The sequence below is a fragment of the Algorimicrobium bowmanii genome (assembly GCF_054031195.1).
In genome coordinates this window covers 2,642,561-2,659,715 of record NZ_CM132929.1, presented here as the reverse complement: position 1 = coordinate 2,659,715, position 17,155 = coordinate 2,642,561, and the positions used below count along the sequence as shown (strand labels likewise).

11 protein-coding genes are annotated in these 17,155 nt (G+C 35.0%); 8 read left to right on the top strand and 3 right to left on the bottom strand.

What is annotated here, in order from left to right:
* Positions 1-38: 38 nt before the first annotated feature.
* The 3 genes from pruA to ACW5R3_RS11910 form a co-directional block, all read right to left on the bottom strand.
* Positions 39-1,664, bottom strand: coding sequence for an L-glutamate gamma-semialdehyde dehydrogenase (pruA, locus tag ACW5R3_RS11920; RefSeq protein ID WP_456577243.1), 1,626 nt, complete (start codon positions 1,662-1,664; stop codon positions 39-41).
* A 261-nt stretch (positions 1,665-1,925) separates the two neighbouring features.
* On the bottom strand, positions 1,926-2,312 hold the full coding sequence (gene apaG, locus ACW5R3_RS11915; protein ID WP_456577242.1) for a Co2+/Mg2+ efflux protein ApaG: 387 nt from the start codon (positions 2,310-2,312) through the stop codon (positions 1,926-1,928).
* Between the two features lie 78 nt (positions 2,313-2,390).
* Positions 2,391-3,647 (bottom strand): type IX secretion system plug protein, encoded by a 1,257-nt coding sequence (locus ACW5R3_RS11910; RefSeq protein WP_456577241.1) that lies wholly within the window; start codon positions 3,645-3,647, stop codon positions 2,391-2,393.
* Positions 3,648-3,945: 298 nt separating this feature from the next.
* On the opposite strand from ACW5R3_RS11910, the gene ACW5R3_RS11905 reads away from it, so the two are divergent.
* From ACW5R3_RS11905 to nqrF, 8 genes are all read left to right on the top strand, one after another.
* The gene (locus ACW5R3_RS11905; RefSeq protein WP_456577240.1) at positions 3,946-7,218 is read left to right on the top strand and encodes a T9SS type A sorting domain-containing protein; all 3,273 of its coding nucleotides are present in this window, start codon (positions 3,946-3,948) and stop codon (positions 7,216-7,218) included.
* 307 nt (positions 7,219-7,525) lie between these two features.
* Positions 7,526-10,711 carry a T9SS type A sorting domain-containing protein gene (locus ACW5R3_RS11900; protein ID WP_456577239.1) on the top strand — a complete coding sequence of 1,062 codons (3,186 nt, stop codon included), beginning with the start codon at positions 7,526-7,528 and terminating at the stop codon, positions 10,709-10,711.
* A 289-nt stretch (positions 10,712-11,000) separates the two neighbouring features.
* Positions 11,001-12,356 carry a Na(+)-translocating NADH-quinone reductase subunit A gene (locus ACW5R3_RS11895; protein WP_456577238.1) on the top strand — a complete coding sequence of 452 codons (1,356 nt, stop codon included), beginning with the start codon at positions 11,001-11,003 and terminating at the stop codon, positions 12,354-12,356.
* Positions 12,357-12,387: 31 nt separating this feature from the next.
* Positions 12,388-13,587, top strand: a complete 1,200-nt coding sequence (locus ACW5R3_RS11890; RefSeq protein WP_456577237.1) for an NADH:ubiquinone reductase (Na(+)-transporting) subunit B — start codon at positions 12,388-12,390, stop codon at positions 13,585-13,587.
* Positions 13,588-13,589: 2 nt separating this feature from the next.
* Positions 13,590-14,381, top strand: a complete 792-nt coding sequence (locus ACW5R3_RS11885; protein ID WP_456577236.1) for a Na(+)-translocating NADH-quinone reductase subunit C — start codon at positions 13,590-13,592, stop codon at positions 14,379-14,381.
* Positions 14,382-14,384: 3 nt separating this feature from the next.
* Positions 14,385-15,029 carry an NADH:ubiquinone reductase (Na(+)-transporting) subunit D gene (locus tag ACW5R3_RS11880; protein WP_456577235.1) on the top strand — a complete coding sequence of 215 codons (645 nt, stop codon included), beginning with the start codon at positions 14,385-14,387 and terminating at the stop codon, positions 15,027-15,029.
* 71 nt (positions 15,030-15,100) lie between these two features.
* Entirely contained in the window at positions 15,101-15,817 is a 717-nt protein-coding gene (gene nqrE / locus ACW5R3_RS11875) for an NADH:ubiquinone reductase (Na(+)-transporting) subunit E (protein WP_456577234.1), read from the top strand.
* Between the two features lies 1 nt (position 15,818).
* Entirely contained in the window at positions 15,819-17,126 is a 1,308-nt protein-coding gene (nqrF, locus tag ACW5R3_RS11870) for an NADH:ubiquinone reductase (Na(+)-transporting) subunit F (protein ID WP_456577233.1), read from the top strand.
* Positions 17,127-17,155 lie beyond the last annotated feature (29 nt).

Sequence of the window (17,155 nt, the reverse complement as noted above, 5' to 3'; positions counted from 1 at the left end):
TAGTGTTAAGGGTTTTTGGTGTTTTATGTTAGTGATTATTATCCTAAAAATGGATATCTATAATCTACTGGAGTAACAAATGTTTCTTTAATTAAACGAGGAGAAACCCAGCGTAATAAGTTTTGAGCAGAACCTGCTTTATCATTTGTTCCAGATGCTCTTGCACCACCAAATGGTTGTTGACCTACTACGGCACCTGTTGGTTTGTCATTAATATAGAAGTTACCAGCACTATTTTGAAGTGCTTTAGTTGCTTCTTCTACTGCATAACGACAAGTAGATAAAATAGCACCTGTTAATGCGTATTCACTAGTCTCGTCTACAAGTTTTAAAGTTTCAGAGAATTCATTTTCGTCATATACATATATTGTAATAACAGGGCCGAATAATTCCGTACACATTGTTGTGTATTTCGGATCGGTAGTTACAATAACAGTTGGTTCAATAAAGTATCCTTTAGATTTGTCGTAGTTTCCGCCTACAATAACTTCGGCGTTACTATCTGATTTAGCAGCATCAATATATTTTGCTAATTTATCAAAAGATCCTTCGTTAATTACGGCTGTGATGAAGTTACTCATATCTTCAGGAGATCCCATTTTGAATGACTTAACGTCTTCAATTACGTAATTTTTAACCTCTTCCCAGATGTTGTTTGGGATATATGCTCTAGATGCCGCACTACATTTCTGACCTTGGAATTCAAATGCACCTCTTGAAATAGCTGTAGCTACTTGTTTTGCATTAGCAGATTTATGAGCAACAATAAAGTCTTTACCACCAGTTTCACCAACTATTCTTGGGTAAGTTTTGTAGTTTTCAATGTTGTTACCTATTTGTTTCCATAAATGTTGGAATACTGGAGTTGAACCTGTGTAATGTAATCCTGAAAAATGTGGATTAGCTAAAATAGTGTCAGTAATCATAGCAGGATCACCAAATACAACGTTAATAACGCCATCTGGAACACCAGCTTCTTTAAAGATATCCATGATAACTTTAGCTGAATACACTTGGTTATTACTTGGTTTCCAAACAACCACGTTACCCATTAATGCCATACATGACGGTAAGTTACCCGCAATAGCTGTAAAGTTGAAAGGTGTAACAGCATAAGTAAAGCCTTCTAATGGACGGTATTCTACACGGTTCCAAGCATCACTTGTACTTTTTGGTTGGTCTTTGTAAATCTCAGACATGAACTGTACGTTAAAACGTAAAAAGTCTATTAGCTCACAAGCTGAATCAATTTCCGCTTGATAGATATTTTTAGATTGTGCCAACATGGTTGCTGCATTAATTTTAGCGCGGTAAGGACCAGCAATTAATTCGGCAGCTTTTAAAAATATTCCTGCACGTTGTTCCCATGGCATTTGCGACCATTCTTTACGAGCTTCTAAAGCTGTACTAATAGCTTCTTCTACATGTTTCTTTTCAGCTAAGTGGAAGGTTCCTAAAGTATGTTGGTGATCATGAGGAGGTGTCATTGTTCTGGTGTTTCCAGTTTTAACCTCTTTACCGTTAATGTACATTGCTACATCAACCTGACTATTGTACATGTTTTTGTAGGCTTTTAATACCGCCTCGCGTTCTGGCGTTCCTGGAGCATAAGATTTTACAGGCTCGTTTACTGCTGGTGGTACGTTAAAGAATCCATTTCCCATGAGTATATGTGTTTTAAATGTTTAAATAATTTTAAAAGTGCAAATGTACGATTTTTTCAACTACTTTTTTGAGTGAAAGCGTCTTAAATGCGCGTTAAAAGTTGATCGTGATTTTGCTATTATCCGCAGAGTTGAATAGTTGCTTTTGCAGTGTTTAGTAGTAACGCTATGCTATTTTTATCTGTGTTTTTCTTACAGTATTGGTTGTATAGTAGGAAAGTAGTGGCTGTAATTTTTTTCGGGAAGCTGTTGCGTGTAAATTTAGTTTAATACAAAACTAGCGCATAATCGAAATGTTGGAATTGCAACATTAAAAGCGGTGTTTGTATTTAAATTATGCATTCGGTAATAGCCTAACATAGCTCCAAAAGGTGCAGATAATAAGCATCCTGAAGTGTAGGTGTGAGAAGCGCCTGGTTCGATGGTTGGTTTTATACCAACCACACCTTCGCCAGTAATAATTTTCTCATAATCTAAGGCGTCAATAATAGTCCATGAGCGTGCCTGTAATTGCACGGTGTCTTTACTTTGGTTTTCTATGGTTACACGGTAACCATAAGCATATTGAATTTTATGATTTTTATAAAAAGTGCCTTCAAAATGCGTTTTAACCGAAATTTTTATGCCTTTAGTTACTTGTTGAACCATAATATAAGGTGTTCAGTAGATTAGCTACTTGCTAATGTAGTGAAATTTAAGATTGATAAAAAAATAATTGCGACGCTTTTAGTTGGTTATGTTTACAGAGTTTCCTTCGCCTACACCAACAATACGGTCGTATCGGCCGCCTAAATCTCTATAGTAAACAATTACTTTATAGTTGTTTTCTGTTTGCCAATAGCTTCCACTAATAGTGTTTTCGTCTAAAGCGCCAGAATTGTTGTCTACAATAACGTACTTATAGTTGTAAAAACCTTGCTTTAAAATAATAGGGACTTCATAAATGTTTTTGCTAGCGTTGAAGGTCATTTTTGTAGACGCGTCTATAGCGTAATTATTAAAATTTCCATACACGTGAACAGATTTATTTGCCGGTAGTTGTTTTAATAGTAAAGAGAAATGCATCCATGCATAATCGGCTTCTATATCTGGTTTTTCAGCATCTATGGCTGTAATTAAGAAATTACCGTTAATGTCCGGATTGTAGGTGTACGGTTGGTTTGCTCTTGGAACATTTGTAAACAAATAATTGCTATAAAGTTCGTGAAGTTCTATATACTGAATGGCAGCATTGGCACCTCGGATATCTTTGTTTTCAAAATAAAAATATTCGTTGCCACCTTCAAATAAGGTTTCGTTTGTGTATTTGTAGATTAATTCATTTCCTATAGTGTATTGTGGTGGTACATTGCTAATGGCAGTGTTTAAATTGTTGTTTTGAACAATAAGTGTTTTTACTGTTTGTGACGGGTTGTTGAACAGGATGTTTCCTGAATTTATTTTTATATCAACACTTTGCATGCTTTCTACTTGTTTGACATCACGGGCACGTTTAATTTCTACGCCAACATTAGCAAGGTTTTCTTGGATCATGAATTTTCTAGAAAACACCAATTCATCATAATTGTCATATACTTTTATCATGTAGTTTCCTGAAACTTTTAAACCACGTGTTTGCGAATTAGGCAACGTTAATGTGTAGTGCGAGTAAATCTGATAGGTATTAAAAGAGTTTTCATAATCCCGAATACGTTGGTTGTCAATACCGCTTAAAAATTCAGTTTTTATGAGTTGTGAAGGGGTCCAATCATAATTATAATGTTCAATTTTATAATAAAAATCATCTTCGTCACCATTTAAAGCATCGAATTCCAAAACCAATTGACTTCCTAGCTGCATAATAGGGAGTTGGCTTTCGGCAGTTTGACTCTGAAAAGTTATCGATTTTATGTAGCCTGGAGGGTTTACTTCTTGTTCAATTTGAGCTGAAGCGGTTAGTGAAAATAAAAGAATGGCTAGTGGTAAAAAAGACCTTAAAAACATATGTGTAACTTTTAGCAATAAATATAAACAAAATTTATGCCTTACGTGTTGGTGTATCGTAATTGTTAACGTGTTTTATGCTAAAGTTAGTTGGCTGAAATACTTATTTTCTCGTTTACAGGTGTTTAAAAAAATAAATAAAGCTTTTTGTCGAGTTTAATTTGCTGCATGACTAATATATTTATTTATCTCCTCTCTAGTTCGGAAATTTGTAAGGACGTATTAAATTTATAATTAACCCCCAATTGGTTTGTAGCACTTTTAAAAGTACTCAAACCTATAATTACAAATAGTACTTATGAAAATAAAAATTACACAACAATTCTTATTATTAGGAATTTTCTTGGTTTCAACTTTGGGCTTTACTCAAGCTTTGCCGGTAGGTGCGCCAACATATTATATTGTACAAGATGTTTTTCCTACTAAAGTTACAACAGGAACAGACATTACAATTGTAGGAGGTGAAAACTTTACAACTTCAACGGTAGTATCGATTGCTAATATAGCTACAGGAACTGAGAAGCCAAGCAATGGCGGTAATCAATTGAATTTTAAAGTGACTGAAACAGGAGGGGGTCATAACGATAAAACTCTTAAAATAAACGGATTACCTGTTTATAGGAATTCGCTTCATACTGATAGCTTGGTTAAAATTAGTTATATAAAACCTAGTACTAGAACTTATGCTGAATTTCGTAATTATACGGTGACTGAAATTTTTACTGATTGGGATTATAATAATAATGGGTATTATAGGTCTGACTGGTATATAGAAGGTACTGAGAGTACATGGCCAGATGATAGTCATGATTTATTAGCTTTTACTATTGTTATTGGTGCATCTTACTCATCATCTGGTACATCTTATACCTATTCAACTGGTGTTAATGATTCATTACTTACAGCTAAGGGGATTAGTTTTATACCTCAAGAGTATAAAGCGTATTCTACAAATGGTATAACAGGAACGCCTCATAGTTCTAACTTTTTAGCTACTGCAGATTTGATAGACGGGGAAGAAAATTTACGTGACTTGAATGATTTAGTGCGTGGAACTGTGTATGATGTGATTATAGATGGTAAAAATGGTCAAGGATTAGATTTGGGGACTGGTATTACTAACTTTAATAAAGAAGCAAGTATTCGGTTTTTTAGTGGAAATGGATCTGTTGGTGCTGTTGATGATGATGTGCCAGATTTATTGTTAACACAAATTGCAGATCCTGGAGATCCGGATGTTTATTATTATGCTGATATTAAGGGAAATGTAGTTGGACAGCCTCTGAAATTAGAGATATCTCGTACTTCACCTAAGTTGTATAATTGGTACGTGGATTTATATCGAATGGATCTTAGTGTGCCTTATGATTTATCGCTGCCTGTTGTTGAATCTTTCGGTAATAATGACGCTAGGCCTTATAGAATGATAGCTTTTGAATTAAGTGATTTTGGTATTACCACAGATAATATAGATGAAATTGGTAATATTAATATGCTTGCTGGTGGGGCGGCGGATATTGCTTTTATGGCATATAATAAAGCGGCTTTTGATATTAAGTCGCCTGTAGTTGATCGTTTACCTGTGTCTAGAAATATTTGTAAAATTCCAAGTAGTACAGGTGTAACCTTTAATCTTGAGGCTTCAGTTGAGGGGCCAACTGGCGATGTAAGAGAAACCCTAAGGTATCAATGGTATCGAAATTTTGATAAAATAGATGGGGCAACTTCAGATTCGTACAGTTTACCTAGTGTTACCTCGGATGACCTACTTACTTATAAAGTGAGGGTTTCTAATGATTTTGGAGCAATTGATTTGCCTGTGACTTTATCCGAAGGTGGAACGCCAACTTATTGGGATGGGTCAACTTGGAATCAGCCAGCTGCGTTAACCGATGCAGGTGTTGTAGTAAATGATTCTGATAGAAACTTAATATTTAGTGAAGATTATAATGTGAGTACAGATTTGGAAGGTTGTGATTGTCGTGTCTTGGCAGGGAAATCAGTTGTTATTCCAGAAGGTAAGAGCATGAAGCTGTATGGAGCTATTACTGTTGATCCTGAAATATTAGAGGAAACAGAGGAAATTGATGGTGAAACAGTTGTTGTTAATCCTTACATTCCTGCAGGAACATTCACATTAGAGAATAATGCCAGTTTAATTCAGACGAAATTAGTTGCTTCTAATGAAAATAGTGGTGAGATAAAAGTTAAAAGGACTGCTACAGAACTTAGAGCTAACGATTACCTTTATTGGTCGTCTCCTGTAGATAATTTCAATTTATCGGAGATACCTGGGTCGAATGGTTACCGTTGGGATGTGAATTATAGTAATCCTAATGGTACAGAAGGTAATTGGGTTGCGCATTCAGGTGTTATGACTCCTGGAAGTGGTTATATTAAGAGAGTGCCTTCGGCAGCCGATTTAACTGTTGGTTTTGAAGGTGTTCCAACTAATGGAGAAATAACTATTCCTGCTTATAAATCAACTTTAACTGATGATCTGACAGGTGGGGGAGATTGGAATTTAATTGGAAATCCGTATCCATCTTCATTACGAGCTATCACGTTTTTAGAAGCTAATCGAGATTTAGGAGGTGCAGTTTACTTATGGAATCAAAAAGTAGCGGCTTCTAACACGACAGATAATCCGTTTTATGACAATTATGCTGTTAATTACGGAGATCAATATGTTACATATAATGGAACGGGGTCTACTCCAGATACAGATTACGCAGGAAATATAGCTTCAGGACAAGGGTTCTTTATACAAGTACAGTCAGCTGCTTCTTCACCTACGACGGTGACATTTAGCAATGATATGCGATATGATGCTAGCGAAGAAGCTTATGATAATTCTCAGTTTTATAGACCTGATGAAACGAATACGGTTGTTGGAGAGGTTCAAAAAGAATTAATCTGGTTGAGTTTAGTGAATGAAGCAAATTCATCAGCAGTAGCTTTAGTAGGTTATGTTGAAGGTGCGACGAATGATAACGATCGTATGTATGATGCTGTTGCTAACGGTGAAGGAATGCGTATGTATTCTGTGTTAGGGGCCTCTAAAATGGTTATCCAAGGACGTTCATTACCTTTTAACGAAACCGATACGGTGCCATTAGGTGTTGATATTCCAGAAAATGGTATTTATAGAATAGGGCTTCAGGATGTTAGTGGTGAGCAGTTTACGAATAATGAACAAGCTATCTACCTTGAAGATACGTATACAAATACAATCCATGATTTAAGAGAGTCGCCTTATAGTTTTACGGGAGTAGAAGGAAGTGTGCTTGATAGATTTGTATTGCGTTATACAACATCTTCTCTTTCAGTAGAAACTTATGAGTCGAACGATACGTTTGTTTATGTGAAAGATCAGCAGTTCTACTTGAAAGCTACAGAAAATATTAAATCAATAGAGTTATATGATATTACAGGGAAGCAGTTGCCTGCCTATGACGTAAGTAGTAATTCTAACACTTATACAGGAGCTTTTCAATACCCAAGAGGCGTATATGTTGTAATTATTAAATTTACGGATAACTCAGTTGTAAGTAAAAAGATAATAAACTAACAGTTTTTTGTAAGAATTACAACAAGTTTTACATTTATAAAAGCCACCTATAAATCCCGATTTATAGGTGGCTTTTTGCTTTAATAAAGTCTTTTGAATTCTAACAACTAAGAGTTGTTGTGACTTTTTATAGAGCGATAAAGCTATTCGTTGTTTTGCAATAAATACAGGACGAATATACTTACATATGCATTTCAACTTTGTTTATCTGCTGAACGACCAAAATTTTTTATTTAGAAAGAAAATGTTCAGAATTTTACTGTTCTAAACTAATCGATCAAGATTGGTGGAAATTAAACCATAACCTATGAGAACAAAAATTACAATTAAATCACTTTTATTAAACAAATCACTTAAACCACTTCTGGTTTTAGCTTTAGTATTTGTGACTGGGGACTTTTTTGCCCAAGTTACAACAGATGTGTTTCCATCAAGAATTACAAATGGCTCCACGGTTTCCATTGTAGGAACCGATTTTACTGAAAGCACTTCTATTAGTATTAGTGGTATTTCTGTTTCAAATAGAGTATTTGTAAGTCCTACAGAAATGACATTTAAGATTTCTCATTCAGGAGGGGCAGATGTTGTTGGCAATTTAACAGTTGGCGGGGTTGCTACCGGATTAACAGTTGAGTATGTTGCGCCTACACCAAAGGTGTTAGAAAACGGGCCGACAAGTAACGTGACTAAAGTTACAGAGATTTTTACTACTTATAATGGGTTTTGGAGATCTTCACAGTGGAAAGCAGATCCAAGTAATTTAAGCTTATGGCCAAACACAGGTCACGATCTTTTGGCGTTTACCTATGATGGTGTTACATATTCTACAGGTGTTGATGATGCGGTTTTAACGGCTAATGGCGTATCGTTTGATTCGCAATTATTTTATGCTTATACAACGAATGGTGTTGATGGGACAACTCAGTCAAACAATTATTTAGCTATGGCTGATTTAATTGATGGCGAAGTAAATGAAGGGGTTGCTGTTACATCTCCTAATGTTGCAAGTATGACTATTTATGATGCTATTATTGATGGTGTTAATGGATTGAATATAGGTACTGGTGTGACTAATTTTAATCAGACTTCTGATGTTAGTTTTTATAGTGCAGGAGGTCAAGTAGGATCTGTTGATGATAATATGCCAGATTTCTTAATCTCTCAGATAGCAAGTGGTGGAAGTACCGATTTATATTATTATGCTGATTTTGTAGGTAATGTAGTAGGACGACCAATTAAAATTACTATTGCAGAACAATCTGATGATGCTGGTGATGCATTATTAGCTAGATGGCGCTTGGATTTATATCGTTTTGATAATGGTATTAACTATGGTTTAGCTACGCCTACAGAAAGAGCTTTTTCATCTAATGAAACACGTCCACTACGTATGGTTGCGTTTCGAATGGATGAGTTTGAAATAACATCAAGTAATGTTACAGAAATAAACAATATTAACATGGTTGCTGGAGGAACAGCTGACCTTGCCTTTTTAGCTTACAATAGAGGTTCTTTTGATATTAAAACACCAGTATTCGATCAGTTTCCTGTTTCAAGATTTGTATGTAAAGTACCAGGTACATCAGATATTACGTTTACAGCAACAGGTGTTGTGTCTGGAGGAGCTACAGGAAATCCGTTAGAAACATTGTCTTACCAATGGTATAAATATAATACAATGATTCCTGGTGAAACAAACAGTACTTACACAATTAGTGGCGGCGTGGAAGAAGATGATCTAGCTGCTTATAAAGTTAGAATTACTAATGGTTTTGGAGCGGTCGTAGCTTCGGCAAATCTTGTTCAAGGTGGTACACCAACTTTTTGGGATGGATCTACTTGGCAATTACCTCCAAGTTATATAGCTGCAGGAATTACAGTTGATGATGAAGATAGAAACTTAGTATTCTCACAAAACTATAACCAGTCTGGAGTTCTAGAGGGTTGTGATTGTTTGGTGCCTTCAGGTAGTAATGTAACAATCCCTTCAGGATCTACGCTTAAATTATTTAAGAATGTTGTTGTTGAATCGGGGGCTTCATTAACTTTAGAAGATGGTGCTAGTTTGATTCAAACTGAAGCAGTAACCTTAAACGCTAATGTTGGATCTATAATAGTAGAACGTGAAGCAACAGGGTTGAATTCAAACGATTTTGTAGTGTGGTCTTCACCAGTTAATGGTTTTGATGTTTCAGGTATTACAGTTCCGTATGTGACTTCTGTTTTTCAATATGATATAAATAGTATAAATACGAATGGTACAGCCGGAAATTATGTAGCTGCATCAGGAGATATGAATATGGGAGAAGGATATAGCGTTGGAGTTCCCGATGAATTTGTTGCAACAGGATTTACAGCAGCGTTTCAAGGAACACCAAGAAATGGTGCTATTGATGTTGAGGTGTACAAGTCACCTACAACGGCGCAGCCTGAGTTAGAAAATAGAAATTGGAATTTGATAGGTAATCCTTATCCTTCAGCTATTAATGTTGATGAGTTTTTAGCTAATAACTTAGATTTAGAAGGTAATGTTAGACTTTGGTCTCAAGGTATTCCTAATACTAATATAGCATCAACACCGTTCTATGCAGGTGTAGAGTATAACTATGGCGATCAGTATGTAACATATAACCGTACAGGATCAACACCAGATGTTTTTGATGGAAATATAGCTTCAGGACAAGGTTTCTTTGTTCAAGTAAGTGAATCTTCTCCAGCAACTTCTATTGTGAGTTTTGAGAATAGTTTAAGATTTGACGATGCTGAAAATGCTTATGATAACTCTAACTTCTTAAGTACATCAGATGCTTCAACAGTAAATAATGGAGATAAAAATTTAGTTTGGTTAAGTTTAGTAGATGCGTCTAATACTTCTTCTGTAGCTTTAATAGGTTACGTTGCAGGTGCTACAAATGGTGTAGATCGTTTGTATGATGCGATGTCTGATGGAAACGAAATGAGTATTTATTCAACGGTTTCAAATACTAAGATGGCTATTCAAGGTCGTTCGTTGCCATTTGATGAAACGGATTTAGTTCCATTAGGAATTGATATTCCTGCAGATGGTGCGTATACAATAGGTATCGATCATTTAAATGGAGATGTGTTTGTGAACCAAGGTACAGGAATCTATTTAGAAGATACAGTTATGGGTGTTGTGCACGATTTAAGAGTGCAACCATATAGTTTTACAGGAACTTCAGGAACGAGTTTAGATCGTTTTATTTTAAGATATACGGCGCCATTATCGGTTGATACTTTTCAGCAGAATGATACGTTTGTTTTTGTAAATAATAATGAATTACAAGTTAAATCTTCTACGGGTATTAAGTCTGTTAGTGTTTATGACATCACTGGTAAGCAAGTAGTTGCTTATTCTGTTAGTGGTAATAACACGCGTTTTACTGCGCCATTTAATTTCTATAAAGGTGTTTATCTTTCAAAAATAGAATTAACTAATGGGTTAGTAGTAACTAAGAAGTTGATTAACTAATAAAGAGAGTATTTAGAGTTAAATTGTTATTAACTCCATCTAAAAGCTGCATCAAAAACATTTTTTGATGCAGCTTTTTTGTTTTGGTTCGTAAATTGAAAAGATCGTTCATGAAAAAGTAATAGTATTTATTGCTAAAATATTCTTTTATTTAGAATAAATATAAATAGCAAAGTTCAGCGAAGTCTATTATTAAATGATGTTTAATTTCGTAAATTTGCAGCGATTTTTATGTTAAAATAGAAATCGGAATCGTATTTTTTACTACTAACAAAATAGATTTATAAACATGTCAAACGACATTACCATTAAAAAAGGTCTAGACATCAAGCTGAAAGGCGCTGCTGAAAAAGTGACTGAAAATGCTATTATTAGCAATTTTTGCACGATTAGACCAGAAGACTTCCACGGTGTTACACCAAAATTAATAGCTAAAGTTGGAACTAAAGTAAAAGCTGGAGAGCCTATTTTTTATGATAAGGCCCAAGAAGCTGTTATGTTTGTTTCTCCGGTTTCAGGAGAAATTGTAGAAATTCCTCGTGGCGAAAAACGCCGTATTTTAGCATTAAAAATACAAGCCGATAAGGAGCAAGTCTTCCAAGATTACGGAAAGTTTAATATAGAATCTGCATCTGCTGAGTCTATTAAAGCGCATTTATTAGCGTCTGGTTGTTGGCCTTTTATTAAGCAACGTCCTTATGATGTTATTGCAAATCCTGAAAGATCGCCAAAAGCGATTTTTGTTTCAGGTTATGCTTCAGCGCCTTTAGCAGCCGATTATGACTACGTTCTTCAAGGAAAAGAAGCGGAGTTACAAGCGGCAGTAAATGCATTATCTAAGTTAACAGAAGGAGCCGTACATGTATCGGTAGCTAAGAATGGCGCTTCGCCAATGGCTAACCTAAATGGTGTGACGCTACATAAGGTGTCAGGACCGCATCCATCTGGAAACGTAGGAACGCAGATTAATAAAATTGACCCTGTAAATAAAGGAGAAACTGTTTGGACTATTAATCCTCAGGATTTAGTTATTATCGGAGAACTTTTACTAACAGGTAAGTTTAATGCAGAGCGTATTGTAGCTTTAGTTGGATCATCAGTTAAGAAACCACGTTATTTTAAAACTAAAATAGGTAGCGAAGTAGCAACTATGGTTTATGATAACGGTGTTGATAAAGATGGTAATGATCGTATCATTTCAGGTAATGTGTTAACAGGAAAACAAGTTAAGCCAGACGGTAGCTTAGATTATTATAATAACACTATTTCAGTTATTCCTGAAGGTGATGATTATGAGTTTTTTGGTTGGAACAAACCTGTATTTAATAAAGTGTCTACATCTAGGGCTTTGACCTTCTCATGGTTATCTCCTAATAAGAAATATGACTTAAATACGAATACCAATGGAGAGCACAGAAACTTTGTGTTAACTGGTAACTATGAGGAAGTATTTCCTTTAGATATTTATCCACTTCAAATTCTTAAATCATGTATGTATGCAGATTTAGATGAAATGGAAGCTTTAGGTATGTATGAGGTAGCACCAGAAGATTTTGCCTTAACAGAATTTATTTGTGTGTCTAAACAACCACATCAGGCAATTATTCGAGAAGGGTTAGACATCATGATTAAAGAAATTGGATAATTCATTTTTACAATGAAAAATAAATAAAGAAATGAGTTTAAAAAGTAATTTACATAACTTAAAAGAAAAGTATAAAGGAACCAAAATGGCTCCAGCGTTTAACGCGCTTCATACTTTTTTATACTTGCCAAATGAAACGACCCACAATGGGACGCACATTAAAGTGGCAGATGATTTAAAACGTACAATGAACACGGTAATCATGGCTATGGTTCCTTGTTTAGTATTTGGTATGTTTAATGCTGGTTACCAACATCACGTAGCATTTGGAACACCAGTAGATTTTTTATCATGGGACGCATTCTATATTGGTTTAATTAAAATTTTACCTCTAGTAGTTGTTTCTTATGGTGTAGGTTTAGCAATTGAGTTTTTATTTGCCGTAATTAAAGGACATGAGGTAGAAGAAGGTTACTTAGTAACTGGTATGTTAGTGCCTTTAATTGTTCCTGTTGATACACCGCTTTGGATGTTGGCTGTAGCAGTTGCATTTGGTGTGGTTATCGGTAAAGAAGTTTTTGGAGGAACGGGAATGAATATCTTAAACCCTGCATTAACTATTCGTGCCTTTTTATTCTTCGCTTATCCAACTTGGATGTCTGGAGATAAAGTATGGGTACATGGAGCTGTAGAACGTTCTCAACAAATTGCTGAAGGCGCTAATTTGGATGCTATTTCAGGAGAAACTATTCTTGGTAGCTTAGCACAAGGTAATGATATATCTTATTCTGTAGCCGATATGTTTTTCGGATTTATACCGGGATCTGTTGGTGAAACATCAACCTTATTAATCTTATTAGGTGGTTTATTCTTAATCTTTACAAAAATTGGAAGCTGGAGAATTATGCTTTCTTCTGTATTAGGAGCTTTAGTAATGGGCTTAATCTTTAACGGTGTTGTTAATGCTGGTTGGATTTCAGAAGGTAGTAAATTCTACGGATTAATGAGTACTGAATTCTGGCACCATTTATTAATTGGAGGTTTTGCCTTTGGTACCGTTTTTATGGCTACCGATCCAGTAACTGCATCACAAACTAATAAAGGAAAATGGATTTATGGATTTTTAATAGGTTTTATCTCTATTCTTATCCGTGTATTTAATCCAGCATACCCAGAAGGTGTTATGTTAGCCATTTTATTAATGAATGTGTTTGCACCAACAATTGACCATTATGTGGTACAAGGAAATGTGAAACAACGTATGAAACGTTTAAAAGTAAAAACAGCTTAATTATGAGTAATAGAACAGATTCTAACGTTTATACTATAATATTTGCCATTGCTATGGTTGTTGTTGTAGGGTCTTTATTGGCATTCGCAGCATCATCTTTAGAACCAAATATTTCAGAAAATAAGCGTCTTGAAAAGCAACAAAATATCCTTTATGCTTTGGGTATTAATGATAATGATGAGAGTAATGCCGTGTTTATTTCAACCGATGAGGCACCAGAAGCTTTTAAAACTAATATTGCAGAACAGTTAGTTTTAACTGTTGATGCTTCAGGAACAATTATTAAAGAACAAACACGTGATGCGTATTTTGCAGAAACTAAGCAAGAGCCGTATTTAATTGATATTAAAAAAGAGAAATCTAACGCTAAAAAAGGCGAGCCTAGAAAATTACCATTATTTGTTGGTGAAAAAGATGGGCAAGCATTATATGTTATTCCTATTTATGGAAAAGGTCTTTGGGATGCTATTTGGGGTTACGTTTCTGTAAATAAAGATATGGTAGTTCAAGGTGCTTACTTTGACCACAAAGGTGAAACACCTGGTTTAGGAGCAAACATTAAACAACGTTACTTTATGGATGATTTTTATGGAGAGCACTTATTAGATGATTCAGGATACTTTAAAGGTATTACAGTTTCTAAAAGTAATGCAGATCCTAAAAATGTTGATAAAACAGATAACGAAGTGGATGCCATTGCAGGAGCTACAATTACAGGAGATGGTGTAACAGCCATGATAAAAAGCGATTTAAAGCTTTACGTGCCTTATTTTAAAAATTTAAAAAACAACTAATTTATGGGACTTTTATCAAAAAAAGACGCCAAATTAATAACCGATCCTTTAGCAGATAATAACCCTATTACAATACAAGTATTAGGTATATGTTCAGCTTTAGCCATTACAGCAGAATTGGAAGCGTCTATAGTAATGTCTATTTCGGTACTTTTCGTATTAGGTGTAGGTAACGTTGTTATCTCATTAATGCGTAATATTATTCCAAGTAAAATTAGAATTATTGTACAGCTTATTGTTGTAGCTGCCTTAGTAATTATAGTAGATTTAGTACTGAAAGCTTTTGCTTATGAATTAAGTAAAACACTTTCCGTATTTGTCGGCTTAATTATTACAAACTGTATCATTATGGGACGTTTTGAAGCCTTTGCTTTAGGTAACGGTCCATGGCGTTCATTTTTAGATGGTATTGGTAATGCTGCAGGATATGGTGTTATCTTAATTCTAGTAGGCTTTTTTAGAGAGCTTTTAGGTTCTGGTACATTATTAGGAATTCCTGTTTTAGGAGATCCTATTGAGAAAACTGGATTGTATGCAATAGGATATGAAAATAACGGTTTTATGTTATTATCTCCTATGGCATTAATAGTAGTTGGTATCATTATCTGGGTTCAACGTAGTAGAAATAAAGCATTAATCGAAGACTAAAAAATAGTTGCTTGTTATGCCAAAACGGCTTTTAGCAGATTTGATTATAACAACAACTTAACACGAATAATATGGAACATTTAGAATTATTTTTAAAATCGATATTTATAGATAACATGGTATTTGCTACATTCCTTGGGATGTGCTCATATTTAGCGGTATCTAAAAAAGTAACAACAGCAGTTGGTCTTGGAGCAGCTGTTATATTTGTACTAGCTATTACAGTACCTTTAAACTGGTTACTAGACCAGTATTTATTACAACCTGGAGCTTTAGCTTGGTTAGGTGCAGAATATGCGGAATACGACTTAAGTTTCCTTTCTTTTATCATGTTTATTGCAACAATTGCAACCATGGTACAATTAGTAGAAATTATAGTTGAGAAATTTTCTCCTTCATTATACAACTCGTTAGGTATTTTCTTACCTCTTATTGCTGTAAACTGTGCCATTTTAGGTGGTTCATTATTTATGCAATCTCGAGAAATTGCAACGCTAGGTTTAGCCGCAACTTATGGTGTAGGTTCAGGAATTGGATGGTTTTTAGCAATTTTAGCAATTGCAGCTATTCGTGAAAAAATCCGTTATTCTAATGTGCCACCTGCATTACGTGGACTAGGGATTACATTTATTATTACTGGTTTAATGGCTATTGGCTTTATGAGCTTTGGTGGTATGTTAACTGGTGGTGATGACGAGGTTAAAAAAGAAGATACAAATTCAGCTCAAGTAAAATCGTTAAACGATACAGAAAAGGAGTTAGCTAACAATACAAAAGTAATCGAGTAATATGATATTAGCAGCAAGCACATTAGGAACAATCATAACAACGGTTTTAGCTTTTTTGCTAGTTACCATGTTATTAGTAGCATTATTATTATTTGTAAAACAAAAATTATCACCTTCAGGACCTGTTAAGATTAAAATTAATGGGGAAAAGGAAATTGAAGTATCTTCAGGAGGTACTTTACTTTCAACTCTAGGTAGTAACAAAATATTTTTACCATCAGCTTGTGGTGGTGGTGGAACTTGTATCCAGTGTGAATGTCACGTTCTTTCTGGTGGAGGTGAAGCATTACCAACAGAAACTCCTCATTTTAGTAGAAAAGAATTAAAAGACGGAGCGCGTTTATCTTGTCAAGTTAAAGTGAAGCAGGATATGGAGATTACCATTCCTGAAGAAGTTTTTGGTATCAAGAAATGGGAAGCAACAGTTGTACGTAATTATAACGTAGCATCATTTATTAAGGAATTTGTAGTTGAAATCCCTGAAGATATGGGCTATAAAGCAGGTGGTTATATTCAAATTGAAATTCCACCTTGTACCATCAATTATAAAGAGATGGACATTACAGCACACCCTGAAGAGCATGAAAGACCAGATAAGTTTCAAGCAGAATGGGATAAATTTGGTTTATGGCCACTTGTAATGAAAAATGATGAAACGGTAGAGCGCGCATACTCCATGGCCTCTTACCCTGCAGAAGGACGTGAAATTATGTTAAACGTGCGTATTGCAACGCCACCATGGGATCGTGCTAAAAACGGTTGGATGGATGTTAATCCAGGTGTAGCATCGTCATATATATTTAACCAAAAACCAGGCGATAAAGTAACTATTTCTGGACCTTACGGTGAATTCTTTATTAACGAGTCTGAAGCCGAAATGTTATATGTTGGAGGTGGAGCAGGTATGGCACCAATGCGTTCACACTTATACCACTTATTTAAAACATTAAAAACTGGTCGTAAAGTGACTTATTGGTATGGTGGTCGTTCTAAACGTGAATTATTCTACCTAGAACATTTCCGTGAATTAGAAAGAGATTTCCCGAACTTTAAGTTCTACTTAGCTTTATCTGAACCTTTAGAAGAAGATAACTGGAAAGTTAAAGAGAATATTGATGCGCCAGGTGATGGTTTCGTAGGATTCATTCACAATTGTGTGATTGAAAATTACTTAAACCACCATGAAACACCAGAAGATATTGAATTATATTTCTGTGGACCGCCATTAATGAACAACGCTGTTCAGAAAATGGGTGAAGATTTCGGTATCCCAGATGAGAATATCCGATTTGATGACTTTGGAGGTTAAGAAACTCTAAATACATCTAAAATAAAAAG

Excerpts from the sequence above, each read along its gene's own strand:
- pruA (WP_456577243.1), bottom strand. The coding sequence starts at position 1,664 with ATGGGAAATGGATTCTTTAACGTACCACCAGCAGTAAACGAGCCTGTA.
- apaG (WP_456577242.1), bottom strand. The coding sequence starts at position 2,312 with ATGGTTCAACAAGTAACTAAAGGCATAAAAATTTCGGTTAAAACGCAT.
- ACW5R3_RS11910 (WP_456577241.1), bottom strand. The coding sequence starts at position 3,647 with ATGTTTTTAAGGTCTTTTTTACCACTAGCCATTCTTTTATTTTCACTA.
- ACW5R3_RS11905 (WP_456577240.1), top strand. The coding sequence starts at position 3,946 with ATGAAAATAAAAATTACACAACAATTCTTATTATTAGGAATTTTCTTG.
- ACW5R3_RS11900 (WP_456577239.1), top strand. The coding sequence starts at position 7,526 with ATGAGAACAAAAATTACAATTAAATCACTTTTATTAAACAAATCACTT.
- ACW5R3_RS11895 (WP_456577238.1), top strand. The coding sequence starts at position 11,001 with ATGTCAAACGACATTACCATTAAAAAAGGTCTAGACATCAAGCTGAAA.
- ACW5R3_RS11890 (WP_456577237.1), top strand. The coding sequence starts at position 12,388 with ATGAGTTTAAAAAGTAATTTACATAACTTAAAAGAAAAGTATAAAGGA.
- ACW5R3_RS11885 (WP_456577236.1), top strand. The coding sequence starts at position 13,590 with ATGAGTAATAGAACAGATTCTAACGTTTATACTATAATATTTGCCATT.
- ACW5R3_RS11880 (WP_456577235.1), top strand. The coding sequence starts at position 14,385 with ATGGGACTTTTATCAAAAAAAGACGCCAAATTAATAACCGATCCTTTA.
- nqrE (WP_456577234.1), top strand. The coding sequence starts at position 15,101 with ATGGAACATTTAGAATTATTTTTAAAATCGATATTTATAGATAACATG.
- nqrF (WP_456577233.1), top strand. The coding sequence starts at position 15,819 with ATGATATTAGCAGCAAGCACATTAGGAACAATCATAACAACGGTTTTA.